Raw genomic sequence first — 22,009 nt, forward strand, 5'->3', positions numbered from 1 at the left:
TGTTTCGTGGTGATTTGACTATGAGAGGAGAGATATAATTTGAAATTAGGCACAGTGATAAGTGTTGCAGGCCCATTAGTGATTGCAAAAGGTATGAACACAGCGAAGATATATGATATGGTTACTGTTTCTGATAAGCATCTGATTGGCGAAATTATAGAAATGCGTGGAGACAGAGCTTCCATTCAGGTATATGAGGAGACCTCAATGCTTGGACCTGGTGAACCCGTTTATGGGGAAGGGGAACCATTAAGCGTTGAATTGGGACCAGGTTTACTGGAATCCATTTTTGATGGAATCCAGAGACCTTTAAACATTATTATGGAAAAGTCGGGGGATTTTATCAACCGCGGCGTTCAGGTGAAATCGTTAGATAGGGAAAAAATATGGAATTTTGTACCATGCCAAAAAGTTGGAGACAGAGTTTTCCATGGTGATATTATAGGCACGGTACAGGAAAATACCATTGTCCAGCATAAAATCATGATACCGAAAGGGATATCAGGTATTATAAAAAAGATTTCAGAAGGTAAATATACCTTAGAGGAAACGGTTGCAGTTGTCGAGGAAGAGGATGGTACAGAAGTAAATGTAACCATGCTTCAAAAATGGCCCGTTCGACGTGGACGTCCGTTTCATAAAAAGAAGATGCCTGAAAAACCTCTTGTCAGCGGTCAACGGGTCATTGATACTTTTTTCCCTGTGGCAAAGGGGGGAACTGCTTGTGTTCCGGGACCCTTTGGAAGCGGAAAGACGGTTGTGCAGCATCAGATAGCGAAATGGGCTGATGTAGATATCGTAGTTTATGTGGGCTGTGGAGAACGTGGCAATGAGATGACAGATGTATTAAACGAGTTTCCTGAATTGATTGATCCCAAAACAGGGCAGTCACTTATGAAGCGAACTGTTCTTATTGCCAATACATCAAATATGCCGGTAGCAGCCAGAGAAGCTTCTATTTATACTGGAATCGCTGTTGCAGAGTATTATAGGGATATGGGATATTCCGTAGCTTTAATGGCAGATTCTTCATCCAGATGGGCTGAGGCCTTAAGAGAGATGTCCGGTCGTTTGGAAGAGATGCCAGGGGAAGAAGGGTATCCGGCATACCTAGGATCACGTTTGGCAGAATTCTATGAAAGATCCGGAGAAGTAATATGCTTAGGACAAGATAAACGAATCGGAACGTTGACCGTTATGGCAGCCGTTTCTCCGCCAGGAGGAGATTTATCAGAACCTGTTACTCAGGCTACTTTGCGCATTGTTAAAGTATTCTGGGGATTGGATTCCGGCCTTGCATATGCCCGTCACTTTCCTGCCATAAACTGGCTCACTTCCTATAGTCTCTACTCTTCAAGTTTGATGAGATGGATGGATGAAAACGTGGATAAAGATTATTCCAGGTGTCAGGGGGAAGCACTAGCCCTATTACAGGAAGAAAGCCGATTAAATGATATTGTAAGATTGGTAGGATATGATTCCCTGTCTCCCGAAGATCAGCTCAAACTGGAAATATCAAAATCATTAAGAGAGGATTTCCTTCAGCAGAATGCCTTCGTGGAAGAGGACAGCTATACTCCGCTGAATAAGCAGTTTCGAATGCTTCAGACAATATTAAAATTTTATACGTTATCAAGGCAGGCTTTACATGATGGCATATATTTGAAGGATATCTTAAACTTGTCAGTTCGTGAAAAACTAGGCCGTATAAAAGAAATACCAGAAGAAACCATGGAACAATTTGAGGAACTTCAGGAGACCATGGTACAGGAGATCAACAACTTAATACAGGAAAGAGGTAATAAGGGATGATAAAAGAATATCGTACCATATCAGAGATTGTCGGGCCTCTTATGGTAGTAGATAAGGTTGAAAATGTATGCTACGATGAAATGGTAGAGGTCAGGACACAAAGCGGTGAGATTAGACAGGGGCGTGTTCTGGAGATAAATGAAGACAGTGCGGTAGTTCAGCTATTTGAAAGAGCAGATGGAATCCTTATGGAGAAAAGCTCTGTTCGTTTCCTGGAAAAACCCCAGGTATTAGGTGTTTCCCTGGATATGTTAGGCCGTATCTATGACGGTATGGGAAAACCCATTGATGAAGGCCCTAAAGTACTTCCGGAAAAATATATGGACATCAACGGCGTCGTTATCAATCCTGTTGCAAGGGATTACCCTTCCGAATTTATTCAGACAGGAATATCATCAATTGATGGGTTAAATACCATGGTACGTGGACAAAAGCTTCCGGTGTTTTCCGCATCTGGCTTACCTCATAAAGAGCTGGCTGCTCAGATTGCAAGACAGGCAAAGGTAAAAGGCAGTGAGGGTAATTTTGCGGTGGTATTTGCTGCAATTGGTATTACCTTTGAAGAGGCGGAATATTTTATTCAAGATTTTAGAAATACAGGTGCTTTACAGAGAACCGTTATGTTTGTAAACCTGGCGGACGACCCGGCAATAGAACGTCTTTCAACCCCTCGCATGGCTCTGACAATGGCAGAATACCTGGCATTTGAAAAGGATATGCATGTACTGGTTATTATGACTGATATTACGAATTATTGCGAAGCGCTTCGTGAAGTGGGTGCAGCACGAAGGGAAGTGCCGGGCAGAAGAGGATATCCGGGATATATGTATACGGATTTGGCGAACCTTTATGAACGCGCTGGCAAAATCAAAGGACGAAAGGGAACTATTACTCAGATTCCTGTTTTAACTATGCCGGAAGATGATAAAACCCATCCGATTCCCGATCTGACAGGTTATATTACCGAGGGGCAGATTATCCTGAATCGGGATTTATACAGAAAAAAAATCTGGCCGCCTGTTGATGTTCTCCCATCTTTATCAAGACTTAAGGATAAGGGAATTGGGGAAGGAAAGACCCGCGAAGATCATGCGGATACAATGAACCAGTTGTTTTCCGCCTATGCCCAGGGGAAAAAGGCGAGGGAATTGTCTGCGATTTTAGGGGAATCATCTTTGTCAGATACGGATAAATTATATGCCAAATTTGCAGATGAATTCGAACGTAAGTATATCGCCCAGGGGTTTGAGATAAACCGCAGCATTGAAGAGACACTCGATATCGGCTGGGAATTGCTTTCCATGTTTCCAAAATCTGAATTAAAACGAATAAAGGAAAAATATTTAAAAAAATATTTACCAGATTCTTCAAATAAACAATCCCTTGAGGAGCACCCAGCAAAGAAAGAGGTGTAGCATACATGGAAAAATTGAATGTGAACCCCAACCGAATGGAGTTGGCTGAGCTCAAATCAAAACTTATGGTTGCGAAACAGGGACATGAGCTGCTCAAGGGAAAGCAGGATGAATTGGTTCACCGCTTTGTGGTAGTCGTTAATCAGAGTAAAAAATTAAGAGCTGATGTGACAGAACAGTTCACCGGTTTGTACCAAGAATTTGCACTAGTTGGCGCTGAGATCTCTCCTGATTTTCTTGAGGAAGCATTTATGTCTTCCGGGAATTCTTCAAATATAGAGGTTACGGAAAAGTCGATCATGGGAGTACGCGTACCTCAGTTCGATTACTCTGTATCAAAGGAAGAAATCTCTTATCCCTACAGTTTTTCCTATACAAATAGCGAACTTGATGCTTCTCTAAGGAAATGCCATATTATGATGGAAAAGATCGTTCTGCTTGCTGAATTAGAAAAGACATGTGAATTGTTAACAAATGAGATTGAAAAAATCAGAAGAAGAGTGAACGCCCTTGAATTTATGACAATACCCCAGTTACAGGAAAGCATCCGCTACATCCAGATGAAACTGGACGAAAATGAGCGAGGGAATCTAGTCAGACTAATAAAAGTAAAGAATAAAACAAAAAAACAGATGTCCAAGTAGTAAAGAATAAGCAGTAGATGCTTGGTTCTATTGTATGTTGTTTTTTAGTGTACGAAATTAGCCTCCTTATCCAGATCATTTTTATGCGACAAAAAGCATCTAAATAATTTATAAATGTAGAAATACCTCATTTATTGCGTTTTGATTTCATTTATTAAGTGAGAATAAGGATATATAATATAATTGTTACCACAAAGAAATCAAGAGGTACTAAAGGAGGTTATTAGTAATGACGAAACACTGGAGTAAAATAAGGAATATGGCTCTTTTTGCACTGGCAGCCGTTTTCGTGACCGGTAATTCTGTTTCCGCCTATGGAGATAACAAGAACCATGAATCAGGTACTTTCAGCATCCTTGCCTATAATATTGGAGGACTTCCATCCATGTTCTCCAGCAGCGGAGATCCAAAGAATTATATTCCCCAGATAGGAGCGAAGCTGCGCGCCTATGATTTGATTCATGTGCAAGAGGACTTTAATTACCATGCGTCCCTTTATGCAAATGACACCCACCCATATCGGACGCCCACATCGGGTGGGGCTGGAATCGGTGATGGAATGAATTTTTTATCCAGCTTTCCATATGAAGATATGGACCGGGAAACCTGGAAGGATCGCTATGGACTCATTGGAAATGGAAGCGATGAACTCACTCCCAAAGGTTTTATGTACAATCAGGTGAAAATTGCAGATGGCGTTTATGTAGATGTTTATAATCTCCATGCCGATGCAGACACCGACCCCAAATCTCAGGCCGCAAGACGCAGCAATTTAACTCAGCTTGCAACCTACATTGAGGAATATTCCAAGGGACATGCAGTCATCGTATTTGGTGACACCAACTGCCGGTATACAAGAACAGACGATAACTTAAAAGCCTTGTTTGTAGACCGTCTGGGAATGAAGGATGTGTGGATTGAGAAAATCAGAAATGGAAGTTATCCAGCAATGGGAGCCGATGCTCTTCTAGGAGTTTCTGGTTCGACAAGCCCTGACACTGAAGTGGTGGATAAAATTTTCTACCGGAGTGGCAACGGTGTCACGTTGGCCCCTACATCTTACAAGGTTGAAAATACTTATTTTACAGATTCCGCTGGAAATCAACTTTCTGATCATTATGCCATTAGTTCAAATTTCACCTACACCAGTGACAGCCGTTTGACCTATAGCGATTTGTGGGGAGGACCTGGCGGTATTACCTTTAATTTCTTAAGAAGTATGGCGCCATTAAATAGCAAACCAGTTTTCGTGTCTATTTATGGAGGAAATCGGGTGGATGCCATTTCCATGGCTTATGCAGATGGAACGGTACTAAGCAATGGTGGGACAGGTGGAAATGCAAAGACAATGGCTCTTAATGGAGATGAATATATCACCAAAGCCGTTATTTATAAGAATAATTATAATAAGGGAGACCGAATTTTTTATCTGGAGCTCACTACAAACAAAGGGCAGACTTTAGCCCAGGGAGTAAAGAGCGGAACCCCCATTACCCTTACCGCTCCGGAAGGCACCTATATTGCAGGCTTTTTCGGTAGGGCAGAAGCGAATATTGATAAACTTGGTGTCATCTATCGATCAAAGACAAAATAGAGTGTGAAACCATTAAAAGCGATATTTCTTATAGCAGCAATATAAGAAATCAACACGATAAACGAAGGAAATAAATTACGCCCATAGTTTTTTAAAGACTATGGGCATATTTTTTCAAAGTTATATGGTTTTTGTTTTTACATCAATTATGGTTGACATTCCACTCGGTATATCGTAATATTGTAATATATAGAAATACAGATAAAAGAACACGATATCCTGACAGAAAAGAGGTTTGTATGAATAATAACATCGAACATTATACAGAAGCGGCAGAACTCTTAAAGGTTCTTGCCCATCCGGTGCGTTTGTGTATGGTAAATGGCTTACTGGAAAAAGGGGAGTGCAATGTTAGCTTTATGCAGGCATGTCTTAAGACCCCCCAGTCCACCGTATCTCAGCATATACAGAAATTAAAGGCCTCAGGAATTATAGAAGGGCGAAGAGATGGGCTTGAGATTTACTATCGAATCAAAGACAAAAGAGTTGCAGAACTTTTAAAGCTTTTGGTATAACCCTTAATTTCAATTGATAAGTCTGGAGGATAAGATCATGGGTAAAAAAGTATTGATTGTCGGCGGTGTTGCAGGCGGAGCGTCAGCGGCTGCCAGATTACGAAGGCTTGATGAAGAGGCTGAGATTATTCTTTTTGAAAGAGATGGTTATATCTCCTATGCCAATTGCGGCCTTCCCTATTATATTGGTGAAACAATTAAGGATCGGGAGAAGCTACTGGTGCAGACGCCAGAGGCAATGAAAAGCCGGTTTGGGATAGATGTAAGAATCCACAGTGAGGTAATATCGGTGGTTGCAGATAAAAAGTGTGTTCTTGTGCAAAGTTCTGAACGAGGCCAGTATGAGGAAACGTTTGATAGTCTCATTCTTTCACCAGGAGCCAGAGCCTTGCGGCCGGATATCCCAGGCATTAACAGCACTCTGATCCACACATTGAGAAACGTTACAGATACAGACCGCATAAAAGCACTGATTGATGAAAAAAAGCCTTTCAAAGCAGTTGTAGTAGGAGGTGGATTTGTAGGGATTGAGATGGCTGAAAATCTAAAGGAACGGGGAATAGAAATCACTTTGGTAGAAGCAGCTCCCCATATTTTAGCACCTTTTGATGATGATATGGTTATAGCTATGGAACAGGAATTAGAGCAAAATGGGGTCAACCTTATTCTAAAGGATGGCATTGAATCTTTTCGTGAGAATCAGGAAGGAATCCAAGTCAACTTAAAAAGTGGGAAGACTCTTCCCGCCGATTTTGTAATACTAGCTATGGGAGTAAGGCCTGATACGACATTTCTTAACTCCAGTGGCATCGAATGTTCAGAGCGAGGACATATTTTAGTAAATGACCGCATGGAGACAAACATCAAGGACATTTATGCGGTGGGAGATGCCATACAGGGAATGGATTTTGTGACCGGAGAAAGGAGTGCGGTGGCATTAGCTGGACCGGCCAACAAGCAAGGAAGGATAGCGGCAGATAACATCTCCGGATTGTGTTCTAAGTTTGACGGATTTCTCGGCACCTCCATTATCAAGGTGTTTCAATTAACGGCAGCCAGAACCGGAGCCAGTGAAAGAACGCTTAAAGCCAGTAATATTGATTATAAAATGGTACATCTGTATCCCATGTCTCATGCTTCCTACTATCCAGGCGGACATAATATCTCCCTGAAGCTGATGTTTGACCCACAAGGAAAAATACTTGGAGCACAGGCAAGTGGATATGATGGTGTTGACAAACGGATTGATGTAATTTCTACCGTTATCAGCATGAGAGGTACGGTAGAAGACTTAACTAGACTTGATTTATCTTACGCGCCTCCTTATTCATCCGCAAAAGATCCAGTTAATATGGCAGGTTATGCAGCAGAAAATGTGCTCCGTGGTCTAAGTCATATTACCACATGGGATAAGGTGTTTGAACACAGGGAAGAGATTCTTCTGCTTGATGTTAGAGATGAAGTGGAATACAGCATAGGCCATGTAGAAGGTTCTGTCAATATACCACTAAACACCCTAAGAAGCAGGCTCTCGGAACTAGGAAAAGACCAGAAGATTATAGCATACTGCAAGGTGGGCCAAAGAGGTTATATTGCAGACCGGATTCTTACCCAGAATGGGTATCATTCGGAAAATGTGACAGGTGGCTTTCAGAGCTTTAACCAACTCCTTCATGAAGAAAAGACAGAGCCAGTAAGGCAAGAGACAAAGCAAAACACTGTTAAAGTCCGGCCAGAGAAACAGGCAGAAGAGGTTGTAGTAACCAATACCTTAGATGCTACGGGACTTTGCTGCCCTGGCCCCCTTCTTAGAGTCAAGCAGGCGATGGAAGAGCAAAAAAATGGGGAGATATTAAAGGTAACGGCGTCTGATCCTGGGTTCTATGAAGATGTAAATGCTTGGTGTAAAAGCACTCAAAATCAACTCCTTAACCGTAACCGGGAGAATGGGAATGTAACAGCCCTTATCCGGAAAGGAATTCCAGTAGCTGCCTGTTCCAAAGAATCTGGAGAGCCTGACTTGAAAAATAACAAGACCATTGTCGTATTTAGCGGAGATTTGGATAAGGCCATAGCGTCCTTTATCATAGCCAACGGAGCAGCCTCTATGGGTAAAAAAGTGACCATGTTCTTTACCTTTTGGGGACTTAATATCTTAAGAAAACCAGAAAAGGTCAAGTTAAAGAAAGGCTTTATGGATTCCATGTTTGGTAGCATGATGCCAAGGGGAAGCAAGAAACTAAAACTTTCTCAGATGAACTATATGGGAATGGGAGCACAGATGATTCGTGCTGTAATGAAAAATAAGAATGTAGATTCCCTGGAGGGCCTAATAGAAGCTGCAATCTCCAATGGTGTGGAAATCGTTGCCTGTCAGATGTCAATGGATGTTATGGGGTTAAAGAAAGAAGAGCTGATTGATGGAGTAAAAATTGGTGGAGTTGGTTATTACCTGGGAGAAGCGGAAGAATCCAATGTAAATCTTTTTATATAAGAAGTTTAGAGACCTAAAATGATAGAGGATATTTTAGACGATTTGGAGATAGAAGGGTTATCATTTCAGAAGGTGATAAATCCCAAAGAAAATTGATTTTGTCACTTATTAAAAAATTGGCGAAAAAGGGGAAGCTAGTGGCGGTGATCTGCTTCGCTTCCTCTTTTCTTGCCAGGACAGGATTCTTAAAAATTACATTAATGTACTACCTCTCGTCAGAAGGATCATGTTACATAAAATTGCCTGTCTTATTTTAAAATATCCTGATATTCTGCGTGTTTCTCAAACCATGAGATTGCATAAGAACAGGTGAGAACTGCCGTTTTCCCCTGAGAACGAAGGTAAAGAGCGGTTGCCTCCATTAATTTTCCGGCCACACCTTGGCCTCTTAGAGAATCATCTACAAAGGTATGATTGATATCAACGGTATTCTCGTCCACATTTGGGAACGTAACTTCCGCCAAAAGATTATTATCGGAATGAAAATATGCAATCTGATTTGGGTTATAAATAAAATTCATATGATTACCTCCTTAAATTAGTATACTAAAATTATACCACTTATGGTAAATCCATTCAACAAAGGAAGAGAAATATTTCCCTTGTAGGTCTGTCTTAATGTGACAAAAATGTTTCTATTGCATACTATATTTATCAAAGAATAAATAGAAACGGGTAAGGTGACCCAATGGGAATTATGAAGCTCTTTATGCAAAAGATACTTAGATATCGTAATTTAGAAACCCAAAAAGAGGAAACTTCCTATGAGGAGCAGGAAACAAAACCGGTGACCGGGGTAGAGGATCCTCTTCATTTTTCCCTGAAAAAGATTGCAGAAGAATTTGCGTTCAGGGAAGGGTCAAGAGTTTTCCAAAGTGAGCTTTTAAAACTGGCCGGAGAAAACAAACCAGAAATAAGCGATGTGGAAGAGGTGGGCCAGAAGATACATACTGAGATTAAAAGGATACAGTCTGGAATTTCCCTCCTTGCAGGCAATGTACAAAAGGCAGAAGAAATTCGCAATGGCCTTAAACTGCTAGAAGACATTGAAACGGAACTGAAATCTATTTATCCCTATGAAGAAGAGGAACTGGATCAAGACATCTTAAAGGAGTCAAAGACGGTGGAACATCTTGAAAAACTGAGCAAAGGCCTATCGGTCCTTCTTAATAACAAAGAGTTATTAGAAACGTTTGGTGATTTAACAGTCCAGCTGAAAGCAATCGATGAAACCGTAAAAGAGTTAATACAGTCTTATGAGAAAGCCTTATCAGAAGAAGTCGTATCAGGGGAAGCCGTATCAGAAGATGGCGTATCAGAAGAAGGTGTATCAGAAGAAGTCGTAAATGAGCTATCCCAGTCTGCGGCTGAAGTGTTTAGTAGCTTTCAGGAATTACTTCCCCTTATATCCTCTGGCATCGAGGAGTTTACCTCGGCCTTGGTTCGTGATAATGAAAATGTACTGGGCATCGTAGATGATGTAGAGCAGTTTGCAGCGCTTAAAAGTGAACTGATTCCATTGATTGTCTTAAATGAAAGACTAAACAGTAGCTTGCGTGCAGCCAAGATGGAGGAAGATAAGTAAATTGATACGGGGTTAACCTTGTGATAAGAGGAAAGAAAGAGGATGAGATTTCGGAATGGCAGCTTCCGGGGTCTTATCCTTTTTTCTGTCAATTGTAATATTTACAGGTGCTAGACTGTATAAAAGTATCATAGGATAATATGAACAATATAGCGTAAAAGCAGGTGGAGAATTGGATTGGACAAATCATGATTCAGACATCAGAATGTGGGAGGAAACTCCTGTAAACATGTATCTGGATGATACCTATAAAGCGTTTGTGGATTCTATCGTTCCCCGCTCTCCAGAACTCGGGGAGCTTTATGGTATGATCCAGTATTATGGTGCTTTGGATTTTGACACGGATGAGTACGTGATTATGTCAATGAACAGTCTGGACGTTCCTCTGGCAGATGTTGGGGCAGAAGTATTAAATACGGCAGCGAGACAGTATCTCTATGAACGGGATGGAGAGGAGAATGTGGATTCTTCCTCTGGTGGAACCTATTTTGCAAGGCTTAACATGGATGAGAGATTAGCCGTTATGTCTATTTTATTAGGGCCGGATCGAATCAACTATTTTCCGGTTCAAGAAAATTTCGGGCTGGAAGAGCTCTTGCCTATTTTTCCTATCATGAACCGACTGACCTTTATGGGATATTACTCTGAATGGTGGGGGTATGGTTCCACCCGGTCTCTGCCTCCAAACCAGCGGGTTCTTGAATATTTTCCTGGAAGCTGGGAGCAGGTAGGATATCCAGGCCCCTCCCTTGGATACAGGGCTGCAAGGTCATATGATTATACAGCGGGGACGTAAGAAACTGTGGATTGGAGGAAAACATGGACAACGGATACGATGCAGATGTAATTGTAATAGGCGCTGGTGGTGGCGGCGGTGTAATTGCCAAGGAGCTTGGAGAGAAGGGAATAAAGGTCCTTATTATTGAGGCTGGACCCTGGTATGGCAACAGCAAATGGCCAAAACCCAACGAAGAGCCAGGGGCAGAGCGGAGTTCTAATATGGCGGATCTGGATATTAATCTGTTAAAAGCCACCTTTACGGATCTGGAAGACGATATGAATGATGCGGTTTCCGGCAAGTTCCGGTGGGGAGTGGCAAACAGAGATCTCAGTCCCTGGCTCAGAGTAGTGCCAAAGGGTGGTTTTACCTGGCAGTCTGCAGGAGTAGGAGGAACCACACTTCTTTATTTTGCTAATTCGCCAAGGGCATATCCGGAAGCATTCGAAAAGGAATGGCCCATTACATATCAGGAACTGATTCCATATTATGAAAAAGTAGAAAATACCTTGCCGGTTCGGGAAGCCACCGGAACGTCTAAGGAAGATTTGTTTTATTACGGTGTGAAAAATATGGGCTGGAAATACGTACAGACAAAAGATTTAACAGAGCCGGGATACCGTGCACAACCCAATGCTATTTTAAGTGTCAATCCAATGTTAAACAACCCTGATTTCGATTTTGAGAACAATCAGTCTGTGGGCTGCACCTTAAGGGGACACTGCGTCAATGGCTGCTGTCTTGGACCTAGTGTAGACACGGTGGCAAAGCGTTCCACTTTGGTCAGCTATATTCCACTTGCATTACGCACTGGTAATGTGGAAATAATGCCAAATTCCTTTGTTATAAGAATTAATACTGGTGAGGATAATAATCAGGGCTTATATGCACAAAGCGTGACCGTGAGAAATACCTGGACGGAAGAAATAAGGGAATTAAGGGCAAAAGTGATCGTGATGTCTTGCGGTTCCATCGAAACCCCAAGGCTCTGGCTTAATTCTCAGCTGCCTGAAAATGAATGGGTGGGAAGAGGCCTGACCAATCATATGATTGACTGCGTTTCTGGTATTTTTGAAGAGGAAGACTTAATGAATGCCTTAGGCATGTCAGAAATAAATCCCTTTATGGGTCAAAATTCCGCCGCCCGGTTTGATTATCCAGGCCTTGGCGCCTTTGAGCCATTTGGAACCAGTCCGGGTATCAATTCCACTATGATATATGGAACTAGCCAGAAGGGCTATTATTTCCAGAATCAGACCACTGACGAGGAACCCTGGGACAGGGAAGGGATTATTGCAGGTGAGCTTTTAAGAGAATTTATGAGAGAATACAGAAGAACCCTTAGTATTGTAATCTTTGGAGATGATTCTGTAAATCAAAGCAACGGTGTTTACATGGATCCGCTTCAAAAAGATGAAAATGGCTTTATTCCGATTATCTCTTATGAGCTGACAAAAGAGGATGTGGCAAAAAGGGATCAACTGGTAGGTCTGGCCTGTGAGGTCTTAAGAAGTGCCGGTGCAAAGACGGTTTCTCGTGCCAACTGGCCTCCAGATGTGTGCGCTCATATTATGAGTACCATGCGTATGGGATATGTTACGGATATAGACTGTGAGGCAAAGCAGGTCAAGCGATTGTTTATCGCAGATAGCAGTGTATTATGCAATGGACTGGGAGGTCCAAATCCAACGCTGACCACTCAGGCACTGGCAACGAGGACAGCTGAGAAGATCGTTTCGAAGTATTTTGGTCAGGGGACTACATAAAAGAAAGACAGGTCAATATGATTTTTTGAAATAGGTTATAGGGAAAAGCCGATTGAGGTGTTATCATCTCAATCGGCTTTTGAATCATAAGAAAGACTCAATTTAGGAGCTTGTTTATAATGTAATCCTTATTAATAAATAGCTTTATTATTTAGTATGCTTCTGGCTCAGGTTCTCATCTGCAGAATATGATTCAATATCAAGATTATCAATTTCTGAAGCTAGATTATAAAAACTTTCTGCCCTTAAAAAAAATCCATCTTTCGGATGATAAAAACTTTTGGAGAGAAGTAATTGATTATATAATTGGGAATGTGTATTCCTTGATGAAAACTTATGATTTAAGCTGCCTCCTTCTGGATTAAATCCATAGGCAACAGCAATTGCTTCTAAGAGTGTAGATTTTCCAGTCCCGTTTTCCCCTACGAAAAATGTTACAGAGTGATTCTCCCTCTTGTTCCATTGTATCATTCATTCTATGAATTAGAAACTGTTCTGTTAAAATCATATATGGTCCAATCCTTAATAGTGATAGCTGTCTTTTATAAATTTAAAGCCAAGCTGGTATTTCTTTTTTACATCCCAATGAAGACAATCAAGTAACAATATGTATTTTAATTCATGATTTTATTTCATAAGATAGATAAAATGGTTCGCTTCCCTTAGAAGGTGATCTGTGTAAAGGGCCAGCATAATAGACTGTACCTTACAGCGCATAATGGCATCTGTTGTATCAGCCTTAAAGTCACGTACTTCATTGGTACTCATAAGAAGTTCCTGATTGGAAGGATATGTATTGGCGTTTGTCTCTTCCTGGGAGAGGGTATCAAAAAGCTCTGCAAGCTGATTTGCCTTGTTAAAATATGCGGCTTCTGTAGGGTCAAATTGACCTCTCATTACCTTGACATGGTCTGCCATATTATTGGTCCAGAAGATTTTGTAATCTTCTATGGCATTTTCATCTCTATTTTGCAGAGCTGCCAAAATCATCTGATATCTCTTTGCCTCCATAAGTACATGTAAGATATCTCCTGTGTACATCATAGTAAAGAGGCGGCAGGAAGCTCTGTCATTTAAAAGATCGGACTGGAACTGGATAAATGATTCCGTCAGGGTGAGGACACTTTGGTTTAAGTGATTGACATCCTGCTCTAAATTTCCAGTGATGGATAATTCACCATAAATAGGAGCAACATCATATTCCATTAGTGTGATATCAGGTCTGGTACTGATTCCGGTATATTTTTCTGCATCCTGCTCCGCACCTTCTGTGAACTGTGTATAAAACTGGCCGGACTCGAGGGCGTCAAGGGGGAGAATTCCATTTGACAAGGTGATTGCAGTAAGCAAAAACTGGTCATAATTCTGTTTGTAGGCGTTCGCTTTTTGTGCAAGTGATTTTCCTGGAGGTGGCATAGTTGCTTCAATAAAAATAGCATGCTCCTTCATAATACGGAGCCAGAAAAGATTATATTGCAGAGACCATTGTACGTACATTTCTTTGGATAACATTTACATTACTCCTCATAAGACTCAATTACTGAAATCTATGCTTGTTTTCTCTCAAGTATTCAATAAATCGAACAGGCAGATTTTGCTTGTTTTCATTTCTTCTTTTTGATATTATATCGAGAAAGGGAAGTGTTACGATATGTCACAAATCAATCATTTAAAGAGAGGTGGTACCAAATGAAAAAAGAAATATATTTAGCAGGTGGCTGCTTTTGGGGAACAGAACAATATCTGCAACATATCAAAGGAATTTTAGCAACAGAGGTAGGTTATGCAAACGGTAATACGGAAAATCCGACTTATGAAGAGGTTTGCAGAAAAAACACGGGACATGCGGAAGCCGTAAAGGTGGAATATGAGGACACTGTGATAGGACTTCCCTATATTTTGGAATTGTATTATGACGTGATTAATCCGGTCAGTGTAAACCGCCAGGGTGGCGATGTTGGTTCCCAATACCGGACTGGGATTTATTATATCGATGAACAGGATATTTCTGTAATAGAAAGTTCTATTTTAAAACTTCAGGAGAAGTACAAGGAAAAAATAGCAATTGAACGATTACCCCTTAATAATTATTATAAGGCAGAAGAATATCATCAAAAATATTTAGATAAAAATCCAGGTGGGTATTGCCACATTGGAGCTGATAAATTTGAAAAAGCGAAAAAGGCGATTGATAAGGATAAGAAATTTGAAAAGAAATCCCTAGGGAAACTAAAACGAGATCTAACAACCGAACAGTTTGAAGTAACTCAAAACAGTGCGACAGAAGCACCCTTTAAAAATGAATATTTCAATGAATTCAGTCAGGGGATTTACGTAGACATTACCACTGGAGAACCACTTTTTATGTCGGCGGACAAGTTTGACTCTGGATGTGGATGGCCAAGCTTTTCAAAACCGATTGACACCGCTATGATTAATGAACTAAAAGACACTAGTATTGGAAGAGTTAGAACTGAAGTGAGAAGCAGTCATGGGGATGCCCATCTTGGTCACGTATTTACAGATGGTCCAAAAGAGAGTGGCGGCCTTCGTTACTGCATTAATAGTGCCTCCCTTCGGTTTGTTCCAAAGGAAAAGATGGAAGAAGAGGGATACGGAGAATATCTGGGATTGTTTTAAGGTTCGTATAATTTCTAGAATCTGGAATATAATGTACTAAAATATTTCCAGGAGAAATGAATGATTCAAGGCAGAAATAGAAACAAAATTCATTCTTGCAATGATGAAAATACTATGTTTGAACGGCATCTGGATCCATCTGATATTTATATCCTAAGGGGTTACGGAATCGAGGTTTTTATCAACAATCTAGATTCCCCATCCAGCATGGTTTTCGATGAAGAAGGAAATATTTTGATCTCCGATTCCGGTAGGGCTACAGGTGAACCCAGGATACTAAAGTCAGCCAATGGCCACCTTGAAACCATTGCAGAGGACTTTGTCACCCCCATATCAGGGATCAATTATCTAAATGGTGTTTTATACGTATCTCATAGAGGGTTTATCACCAAAATATATAAAGATGGTACAAGACAAAATATCATTATGGGCCTGCCAAGCAATGGAGATCATGTAAATAGCCCGGTTACTTTTTCACCAGATAATAAGCTATATTTTGGACAGGGTACAGTCACCAACAGTGGAGTGGTGGGAAATGATAATAAATGGGTGACCGTTTCTCCATTGTTATGTGATTATACGGGGGATTATGTCATGCTCAACGGACAGAATTTTCTCACGGATAACATTCTGACAGAGGCTGTAACCGATGATCCAGCGCTTACTGGTGCGTTCTCCCCCTATGGTATACCTAACATAGAATTTGAAATTAGAAGAAGGTATATAAAGGCGTCAGGAAGTATATTAAGGGCAAATTTAGATGGCTCAAATTTAGAGCAGGTTGCATGGGGGTTTCGTGATCCTGCATTCTTAAACTTTGACAACAGCGGTCAGCTCTACTCAGTGAATAATGGATTTAATCCCGTAGGCTCTAGGCCGATTGAAAATGCGAGTGATGACTTTTATTATATCACGCCGAATCAGTGGTATGGTTGGCCTGATTTTTCCGGTGGAGAACCGGTGGATTCCCCCAGGTATACTCCAGCCACGGGAACTCAGCCCACCTTAATATTTAAAAACCAACCAAATGTACCTCCAAGGCCTTATGTAAGATTTCCACCAAATTCCACCTTGTCAAGCTTTCAGTTTAATTACAATCGTTCCTTTAGTACTTATGGAGATGTTTATGTGACCGAGTTTGGAAGCACCATTGACGGACATTTTGGGGAAGGGACGCCGTACGCTGGTTCCGGGCATCGGGTATCCAAAATTGATATGAAAGCCAGAAACATCAGTACCTTTGCAATCAATAAAAATGGATTTCCTTCCTCCATAGCCAGAAGCGGTGGGCTAGAACGCCCGGTGCATCTGCTCTTTGGACCAGATGGAGCCATGTACATTGTTGATATGGGGTATAATTTGGATGGGGATCCAAGTGTTTTTATTCCAAGAACCGGAGTCGTATGGAGGGTCTACCGCACGGCAGAATCGATATGAACAGGTCTGCCATAAATTTAGCAGGAGATGAATCAAATATGATTGATGATATACTTGAGTATAATGAAAAATTTGTTAAAAATAATGGATACGAAAAATATATTACAAACAAGTATCCCGATAAAAAGACAGCCATTGTATCTTGTATGGATACCCGGCTGACGGAGCTTTTACCTGCAGCTCTAGGAATGAAAAATGGAGATGCTAAAATCATAAAAAATGCTGGTGGAATTATTTCCCATCCCTTTGGAAGTGCCATGAGAAGTCTTTTAATCGGTATCTATGAACTTGGAGTCGATGAAATTCTTGTCATTGGTCATACGGACTGCGGTGCAAGACATACGGACAGTAAGGTCATGACCCAAAAGATGAAAGCAAGGGGAGTAGAACAAAAAAATATTGATTTAATTAAATATTATGGAATTGATTTTGATTCTTGGCTGGGAGGCTTTTTGGACCTGGATCAGTCTATCCATAAATCAGTAGAGCTAATTAAAAATCACCCTCTGATACCAGAAGGAATCAAGGTCTACGGACTGGTAATTGACTCAATGACGGGGGCCTTACGCCGTGTGATTTAGGTATAGTGATTGACTTACACATAGGAGATGATTGATATGAAATTAGGAATTGCTGGTACTGGAATGATTGCAAGGGATTTTCTATCCATACAAGAGCAGATTCCTGGTATTAGCGTATGTGCCTTGCTCACGACGAAAAAGAGTGAGGTTTCAACCAGGGAGCTTGCAGACCAATACGGGATTGAATTGGTATTTACCCAATATGACCAGCTTCTAAAGAGTTGTGTTGACACCATCTATGTTGCCTTACCCAATCATCTGCATTTCAAGTTTGCAAGGGAGGCCTTAGAAGCAGGGAAACACGTAATTGTGGAAAAACCCTTCACCTCCAATGAACGGGAAGCTAACATTCTTTGCAATCTCGCAAGGGAAAAGAAGCTGTTTTTATTTGAAGCGGTCACCACTTTATATCTGCCAAATTTTAAAAGGATTAAGGATTCTCTTTCTAAATTAGGGGATATAAAGATTGTGCAATGTAATTTTTCTCAGTATTCTTCAAGGTATGATTCTTTTAAGCAGGGTCAGGTGCTTCCTGCTTTTGATCCGGGCTCATCTGGTGGCGCTCTGATGGATATTAACATCTATAACCTCCACTACGTTGTGGGGCTATTTGGAGAGCCTGAGCGCTTTGCGTATTATCCCAATATAGAAAGAGGAATTGATACATCTGGGATCTTGATTCTTAACTATAAAAACTTCCAGTGCTCCTTGACTGGTGCCAAGGACTGCACGAGCCCTCCGGTATACAAAATACAAGGAGACAAGGGGTATCTGATTCAGGAAACAACTGCCAACGTGTGTGAAGCATTCACCCTTATGAGTCATGATGGGACAAGCATGACGGTTAACGACAATCACGAAAATCACCGCATGATATATGAGTTTATAGAATTTCAAAAGATGATACAAAACAACCAACTAGAATCATGTTACGAAATTCTAAATCACACTCTTTTGGTCAGTAAAATTCAGACTCGTGCTAGGTTAAAAGCAGGGATTTATTTTCAGGATGAAGCAGAAAATTTGTAATTGACATTTATTCTTGCCTATGCTATGATTGCGGAAATAGAAAAAGGCGATGAAGAGAAATAGTACATATGCGCGGAATTTCAGAGAGAAGATGGTTGGTGAGAATCTTCATTCCAAAGTATGGAAGCAGTCTCAGAGCTTTGGCCCGAACCATGATTTTATCATCTAGTAGGCTCCAACGTATTCCCACGTTACAGGGACTCGGTATGTCAGTACCGTAAGAGTGCAGAGATTTCTCTGAATTTAGGTGGTAACACGGATTGTATATTCGCCCTAAGCGTTTCGACGCTTGGGGCTTTTTTTTATTTATTTCACGCAGAAAAAAAGGAGAAAAATTATGAAAACATTTGAAAAATCCGCTAAACTTAACTATGTGTGTTATGATATCAGAGGACCGGTTATGGATGAGGCCAACCGTATGATAGAACAGGGAATGGATATTTTGAAACTAAATATCGGAAATCCCGCAACCTTTGGTTTTCGAGCACCAGAAGAACTCTTAAGACTGATGAATGACAACCTCTGCAATACAGAAGGTTATTCAGATTCTAAGGGACTCTTATCTGCAAGAAAATCCATAGTGGAATATAGCAAGAAAAAAGGAATTCATCAGGTGACCACTGACGATGTCTATACGGGAAATGGAGTTAGCGAGCTAATCACCTTATCCATGCAGGGACTTTTAAATCCTGGGGATGAAATCTTAGTACCTTCTCCAGATTATCCCTTATGGACCGCATCTGTAACCCTTGCAGGAGGAACAGCTGTGCATTATGTCTGTGACGAACAGTCAGACTGGTATCCCGATATTCAGGATATAAAAAGCAAGATCACAAGTAATACAAAAGGCATTGTTGTCATTAATCCAAACAATCCCACTGGAGCACTGTATCCCAAAGAGCTTCTTATGGAAATTGCAGAAATATCCAGACAAAATGGACTGATTATCTTCGCCGACGAGATCTATGACAGGCTGGTACTTGATGGTGAGGAACATGTCTCAATCGCTTCCCTTGCTCCAGATCTCTTAACCATTACTTTTAATGGTCTTTCCAAATCCCATTTAATTGCTGGCTACCGTTGCGGCTGGATGAGCTTGTGCGGAGATAAATCCTTTGCAAAGGGATATGTGGAAGGGATCAATTTGCTGTCCTCCATGCGATTATGTTCCAATGTTCCAGCTCAGTCAGTCATCAGTGCTGCTCTTAAGATGGAAGAGGAGACAAAACAGCTTCTTGTACCAGGGGGAAGAGTTTATGAGCAGAGAGAATACATATACCATGCTTTGAATGAGATTCAAGGAATTTCAGTGGTAAAGCCTAAGGCTGCCTTTTATATGTTCCCAAAAATCGATACAAAACGGTTCCAGATTCAAGATGATGAAAAGTTTGTTCTGGACTTTTTAATGGATAAGAAAATCTTGCTGACTCATGGGGGTGGGTTTCATTGGGAGAAACCGGATCATTTTAGAGTGGTTTATCTGCCGGAAATCAATCAGTTAAAAACTGCCTGTGAAAAATTGTCTGATTTCCTGTCTTATTACAAGCAGAAAAACTGATCTAGATAACAGGGGAGGGGTATCATGAAGTATGAGAAATTAGCAGTACCGGTTATATTGGCGTCTTTGCCATGCGTTGTGTTTGAGGGGCTGTTTCCGTTATATACGGAACAACTAGGGTTTACTACATTGAAAATGACCATTTTTTATTCCACGTTTGCTTTTTCTGGGCTGATTATGAGGCTCCTTATGGGAACGGTTTCAGATCGTTATACCAGACGCAGCGTTTTTTTATGGGCATTATCTCTGTATGCAGTCGCATATTTTTTCTTGTCTGGTGCAGAATCCATGCCATTTCTCATGGTAGCACGATTTGTACAGGGAGCCGCAGGTATTTTGCTTACCCTTTCGGTCATCGGGGTTATAACCGATGAAAATAATAATTTTGGTCAAAGTATGGGGCGGTTTGACAGCAACCGGTATCTTGGTGGAATGATAGGGATAGGACTTTCCTTTTTGATTTTTTATCATTACGATTTATTAAAAGGCTGGAAATTATTCTTTCTATGTTGTGCCGTCGCCTCTCTAGTGGCCTGTTTTTACAGCTTTTTCAAGATAAAAAGGCAAGAAAAAAAAGAGTTCCCTGTGAAAACTAGGATTGTTTTTTCCAGGGATAAAAAGAAAATATGGGTATTCAGCTTGGTTTTTAACCTGTTTTCTAGTATGATCGGGGTTTTGTTGATTCCTTATTTAAAAGCGGCTTATGATCTTAATATGGAGACCATGGTATTCGTATTCATGCTACCTATTTTAGTTTCTTCCTTTGCGGGTCCTCATCTGGGGCGGCTAGGAGATTCCTTTGGTTATCGTAAGGTGATGGTGATTTCTGCTTTCTTATCAGCGCTCATGGCTTTTTCCATTCCTATGTTTCACAACATCAAAGGTTTTTCCCTTATATGGACCTTTTATGTGGTTTTCATGTCCGCACTGGACTATGCTCTGGATGCTTTGTTTGTTCAGGGAATAAATGAGAATGAGATTGGAAATTATTATGGAAAGTATGCGTTTGGAGTCAATATTGGTGGTATACTGGGCCCTGTAGCAGGGGGATATTTATTTGATAAACTGGGAATCCATATTCCTTATATAACCTTTTCAGTTTTGATGGTGCTGTTTGCCTTTTTTGTTTTATGGCAGCTACCAAGAGAAAGTCGTAAAGAAGATTAAAGCGATTTGTATGCTAGTAAACGGTTTCTATAATATAATGAATTAATATATAAAAAGGAGCAGCGTGAGTCAATGCCATTTAGTTAAGGCGGACTTAATACAGGCTCTTGCTTACAAGGACAGGTGTTTGAGCTTTTTCAAACCCTGTCCTTCTTTTTATATAATGTTCTATTGGATGGATTTAATCTTTTTAGTAATATCGATATTTCAAATACTGCTTGACATGTGAACTAATTCATAATATGATGTGAATAGATTCACACTTCGCAGGAAGGAGTATTATATGCCAAAAAATAGTTTCTTTCGTTTAGATGAGGCAAGGCGCGAGGAGATATCCAATAGCGCTATGCATCTGTTTGTTGATAATCCTTATGAGGATATAACGATGAAGATGGTTTTGGATTGTTTGTCGATGCACCCCGGAACATTTTATCGGTATTTTGAGGACAAAGATGACCTTTATTGTCTATTAATACGCAATGTAGCTCAGAAAAGAGCTGCATATTTTAATAACAGTGATGAAGATTCCCTTTTCCGGTTCTTCCTTAGTGGCTTATTTGGTAGCGATACTGGTAATGTGACTGAGCCACTGAATGAGTTGGAAATCAGTCTTACTGAAACATTTTTATACATCCCTGAGAACATTTTGCTTAAAGTATATCTGAATGTGCTAAAGGGAGAGTCATTCCCCTTAATTAAGGACATTTTACGCCGAATGAGAGTTGATGGATATCTTAGACCTGATATTGACGACGACCTGATTTCTTTTATGTTTGAATCAATGCAGTTTAATTTAGTCATGTTTTTTAGGGAATTCAATGTTAAGGACTCTAATCTGCAACATAAGATTAGCAAGTACTTTGTTGACTTTATGGGTCATGGGCTGCTTGAAGATCATAAATATTCTGAAATTGTTAGGGATATCAAGAAAACAAAGGAGTAGATATGATTCATTGGAAATAGGATGTGATCATTTCACCGTTTTGAAAAGCGC

At 40.6% G+C, this 22,009-nt stretch carries 19 protein-coding genes and 1 other annotated feature; of the genes, 16 read left to right on the plus strand and 3 right to left on the minus strand.

Going from position 1 to position 22,009, the window contains the following annotated elements; translation table 11 throughout:
• Positions 1–39: 39 nt before the first annotated feature.
• The 6 genes from BET01_RS04615 to BET01_RS04640 all read left to right on the plus strand — a co-directional run bounded on the left by BET01_RS04615 (position 40) and on the right by BET01_RS04640 (position 8,474).
• Complete coding sequence (locus BET01_RS04615; protein WP_120195598.1) at positions 40–1,812, plus strand: V-type ATP synthase subunit A; 1,773 nt, start codon at positions 40–42, stop codon at positions 1,810–1,812.
• Positions 1,809–3,227: a V-type ATP synthase subunit B gene (locus tag BET01_RS04620; protein WP_120195599.1), complete on the plus strand. Its 1,419-nt coding sequence runs from the start codon at positions 1,809–1,811 to the stop codon at positions 3,225–3,227. The genes BET01_RS04615 and BET01_RS04620 overlap by 4 nt, the downstream gene beginning before the upstream one ends.
• A 5-nt stretch (positions 3,228–3,232) precedes the next feature.
• Entirely contained in the window at positions 3,233–3,871 is a 639-nt protein-coding gene (locus BET01_RS04625; RefSeq protein ID WP_120195600.1) for a V-type ATP synthase subunit D, read from the plus strand.
• Positions 3,872–4,100: 229 nt separating this feature from the next.
• Positions 4,101–5,465, plus strand: coding sequence for a jacalin-like lectin (locus tag BET01_RS04630; protein WP_243117120.1), 1,365 nt, complete (start codon positions 4,101–4,103; stop codon positions 5,463–5,465).
• Between the two features lie 239 nt (positions 5,466–5,704).
• Positions 5,705–5,980 (plus strand): ArsR/SmtB family transcription factor, encoded by a 276-nt coding sequence (locus BET01_RS04635; RefSeq protein WP_120195601.1) that lies wholly within the window; start codon positions 5,705–5,707, stop codon positions 5,978–5,980.
• A gap of 37 nt (positions 5,981–6,017) precedes the next feature.
• Positions 6,018–8,474, plus strand: coding sequence for a CoA-disulfide reductase (locus BET01_RS04640; protein ID WP_120195602.1), 2,457 nt, complete (start codon positions 6,018–6,020; stop codon positions 8,472–8,474).
• Between the two features lie 248 nt (positions 8,475–8,722).
• Here BET01_RS04640 and BET01_RS04645 read toward each other — a convergent pair whose 3' ends face one another.
• Positions 8,723–8,995 carry a GNAT family N-acetyltransferase gene (locus tag BET01_RS04645; protein ID WP_120195603.1) on the minus strand — a complete coding sequence of 91 codons (273 nt, stop codon included), beginning with the start codon at positions 8,993–8,995 and terminating at the stop codon, positions 8,723–8,725.
• Between the two features lie 167 nt (positions 8,996–9,162).
• Here BET01_RS04645 and BET01_RS04650 point away from each other — a divergent pair, with 167 nt between their 5' ends.
• The 3 genes from BET01_RS04650 to BET01_RS04660 all read left to right on the plus strand — a co-directional run bounded on the left by BET01_RS04650 (position 9,163) and on the right by BET01_RS04660 (position 12,603).
• Entirely contained in the window at positions 9,163–10,059 is an 897-nt protein-coding gene (locus tag BET01_RS04650) for a hypothetical protein (protein ID WP_120195604.1), read from the plus strand.
• 172 nt (positions 10,060–10,231) lie between these two features.
• Positions 10,232–10,855: a gluconate 2-dehydrogenase subunit 3 family protein gene (locus tag BET01_RS04655; protein ID WP_120195605.1), complete on the plus strand. Its 624-nt coding sequence runs from the start codon at positions 10,232–10,234 to the stop codon at positions 10,853–10,855.
• Positions 10,856–10,878: 23 nt separating this feature from the next.
• Complete coding sequence (locus BET01_RS04660) at positions 10,879–12,603, plus strand: GMC family oxidoreductase N-terminal domain-containing protein (RefSeq protein ID WP_120195606.1); 1,725 nt, start codon at positions 10,879–10,881, stop codon at positions 12,601–12,603.
• Positions 12,604–12,750: 147 nt separating this feature from the next.
• On the opposite strand, the gene BET01_RS04665 is transcribed toward BET01_RS04660, so the two are convergent.
• Both BET01_RS04665 and BET01_RS04670 read right to left on the minus strand, forming a co-directional pair.
• On the minus strand, positions 12,751–13,074 hold the full coding sequence (locus tag BET01_RS04665) for an AAA family ATPase (protein WP_120195607.1): 324 nt from the start codon (positions 13,072–13,074) through the stop codon (positions 12,751–12,753).
• Positions 13,075–13,230: 156 nt separating this feature from the next.
• A complete protein-coding gene (locus BET01_RS04670; protein WP_120195608.1) occupies positions 13,231–14,115 on the minus strand; it encodes a DUF2935 domain-containing protein in 885 nt (294 codons plus the stop codon).
• A gap of 177 nt (positions 14,116–14,292) precedes the next feature.
• Between BET01_RS04670 and msrB the strand changes: the two genes are divergently transcribed.
• The 7 genes from msrB (at position 14,293) to BET01_RS04705 (ending at position 21,958) form a co-directional block, all read left to right on the plus strand.
• The gene (gene msrB, locus BET01_RS04675) at positions 14,293–15,243 is read left to right on the plus strand and encodes a peptide-methionine (R)-S-oxide reductase MsrB (protein WP_120195609.1); all 951 of its coding nucleotides are present in this window, start codon (positions 14,293–14,295) and stop codon (positions 15,241–15,243) included.
• Positions 15,244–15,303: 60 nt separating this feature from the next.
• Positions 15,304–16,680, plus strand: coding sequence for a PQQ-dependent sugar dehydrogenase (locus tag BET01_RS04680; protein WP_120195610.1), 1,377 nt, complete (start codon positions 15,304–15,306; stop codon positions 16,678–16,680).
• 38 nt (positions 16,681–16,718) lie between these two features.
• Positions 16,719–17,261 (plus strand): beta-class carbonic anhydrase, encoded by a 543-nt coding sequence (locus BET01_RS04685; protein ID WP_120195773.1) that lies wholly within the window; start codon positions 16,719–16,721, stop codon positions 17,259–17,261.
• Between the two features lie 36 nt (positions 17,262–17,297).
• The gene (locus BET01_RS04690; protein ID WP_120195611.1) at positions 17,298–18,290 is read left to right on the plus strand and encodes a Gfo/Idh/MocA family protein; all 993 of its coding nucleotides are present in this window, start codon (positions 17,298–17,300) and stop codon (positions 18,288–18,290) included.
• A 40-nt stretch (positions 18,291–18,330) separates the two neighbouring features.
• Positions 18,331–18,569 (plus strand) — a binding site (T-box leader).
• Positions 18,570–18,627: 58 nt separating this feature from the next.
• Positions 18,628–19,848, plus strand: a complete 1,221-nt coding sequence (locus tag BET01_RS04695) for a pyridoxal phosphate-dependent aminotransferase (protein WP_120195612.1) — start codon at positions 18,628–18,630, stop codon at positions 19,846–19,848.
• 24 nt (positions 19,849–19,872) lie between these two features.
• Positions 19,873–21,015, plus strand: coding sequence for an MFS transporter (locus BET01_RS04700; protein WP_120195613.1), 1,143 nt, complete (start codon positions 19,873–19,875; stop codon positions 21,013–21,015).
• Between the two features lie 283 nt (positions 21,016–21,298).
• Positions 21,299–21,958: a TetR/AcrR family transcriptional regulator gene (locus BET01_RS04705; RefSeq protein ID WP_120195614.1), complete on the plus strand. Its 660-nt coding sequence runs from the start codon at positions 21,299–21,301 to the stop codon at positions 21,956–21,958.
• Positions 21,959–22,009: the final 51 nt, after the last annotated feature.

The sequence above is a fragment of the Lacrimispora algidixylanolytica genome, assembly GCF_003609635.1.
Classification (GTDB): Bacteria; Bacillota; Clostridia; order Lachnospirales; family Lachnospiraceae; genus Lacrimispora; species Lacrimispora algidixylanolytica.

Coding starts and splice junctions, on each gene's coding strand:
- BET01_RS04620 (WP_120195599.1), top strand. CDS start 1,809: ATGATAAAAGAATATCGTACCATATCAGAGATTGTCGGGCCTCTTATG.
- BET01_RS04625 (WP_120195600.1), top strand. CDS start 3,233: ATGGAAAAATTGAATGTGAACCCCAACCGAATGGAGTTGGCTGAGCTC.
- BET01_RS04630 (WP_243117120.1), top strand. CDS start 4,101: ATGACGAAACACTGGAGTAAAATAAGGAATATGGCTCTTTTTGCACTG.
- BET01_RS04635 (WP_120195601.1), top strand. CDS start 5,705: ATGAATAATAACATCGAACATTATACAGAAGCGGCAGAACTCTTAAAG.
- BET01_RS04640 (WP_120195602.1), top strand. CDS start 6,018: ATGGGTAAAAAAGTATTGATTGTCGGCGGTGTTGCAGGCGGAGCGTCA.
- BET01_RS04645 (WP_120195603.1), bottom strand. CDS start 8,995: ATGAATTTTATTTATAACCCAAATCAGATTGCATATTTTCATTCCGAT.
- BET01_RS04650 (WP_120195604.1), top strand. CDS start 9,163: ATGGGAATTATGAAGCTCTTTATGCAAAAGATACTTAGATATCGTAAT.
- BET01_RS04660 (WP_120195606.1), top strand. CDS start 10,879: ATGGACAACGGATACGATGCAGATGTAATTGTAATAGGCGCTGGTGGT.
- BET01_RS04665 (WP_120195607.1), bottom strand. CDS start 13,074: ATGATACAATGGAACAAGAGGGAGAATCACTCTGTAACATTTTTCGTA.
- BET01_RS04670 (WP_120195608.1), bottom strand. CDS start 14,115: ATGTTATCCAAAGAAATGTACGTACAATGGTCTCTGCAATATAATCTT.
- msrB (WP_120195609.1), top strand. CDS start 14,293: ATGAAAAAAGAAATATATTTAGCAGGTGGCTGCTTTTGGGGAACAGAA.
- BET01_RS04680 (WP_120195610.1), top strand. CDS start 15,304: ATGATTCAAGGCAGAAATAGAAACAAAATTCATTCTTGCAATGATGAA.
- BET01_RS04685 (WP_120195773.1), top strand. CDS start 16,719: ATGATTGATGATATACTTGAGTATAATGAAAAATTTGTTAAAAATAAT.
- BET01_RS04690 (WP_120195611.1), top strand. CDS start 17,298: ATGAAATTAGGAATTGCTGGTACTGGAATGATTGCAAGGGATTTTCTA.
- BET01_RS04695 (WP_120195612.1), top strand. CDS start 18,628: ATGAAAACATTTGAAAAATCCGCTAAACTTAACTATGTGTGTTATGAT.
- BET01_RS04700 (WP_120195613.1), top strand. CDS start 19,873: ATGAAGTATGAGAAATTAGCAGTACCGGTTATATTGGCGTCTTTGCCA.
- BET01_RS04705 (WP_120195614.1), top strand. CDS start 21,299: ATGCCAAAAAATAGTTTCTTTCGTTTAGATGAGGCAAGGCGCGAGGAG.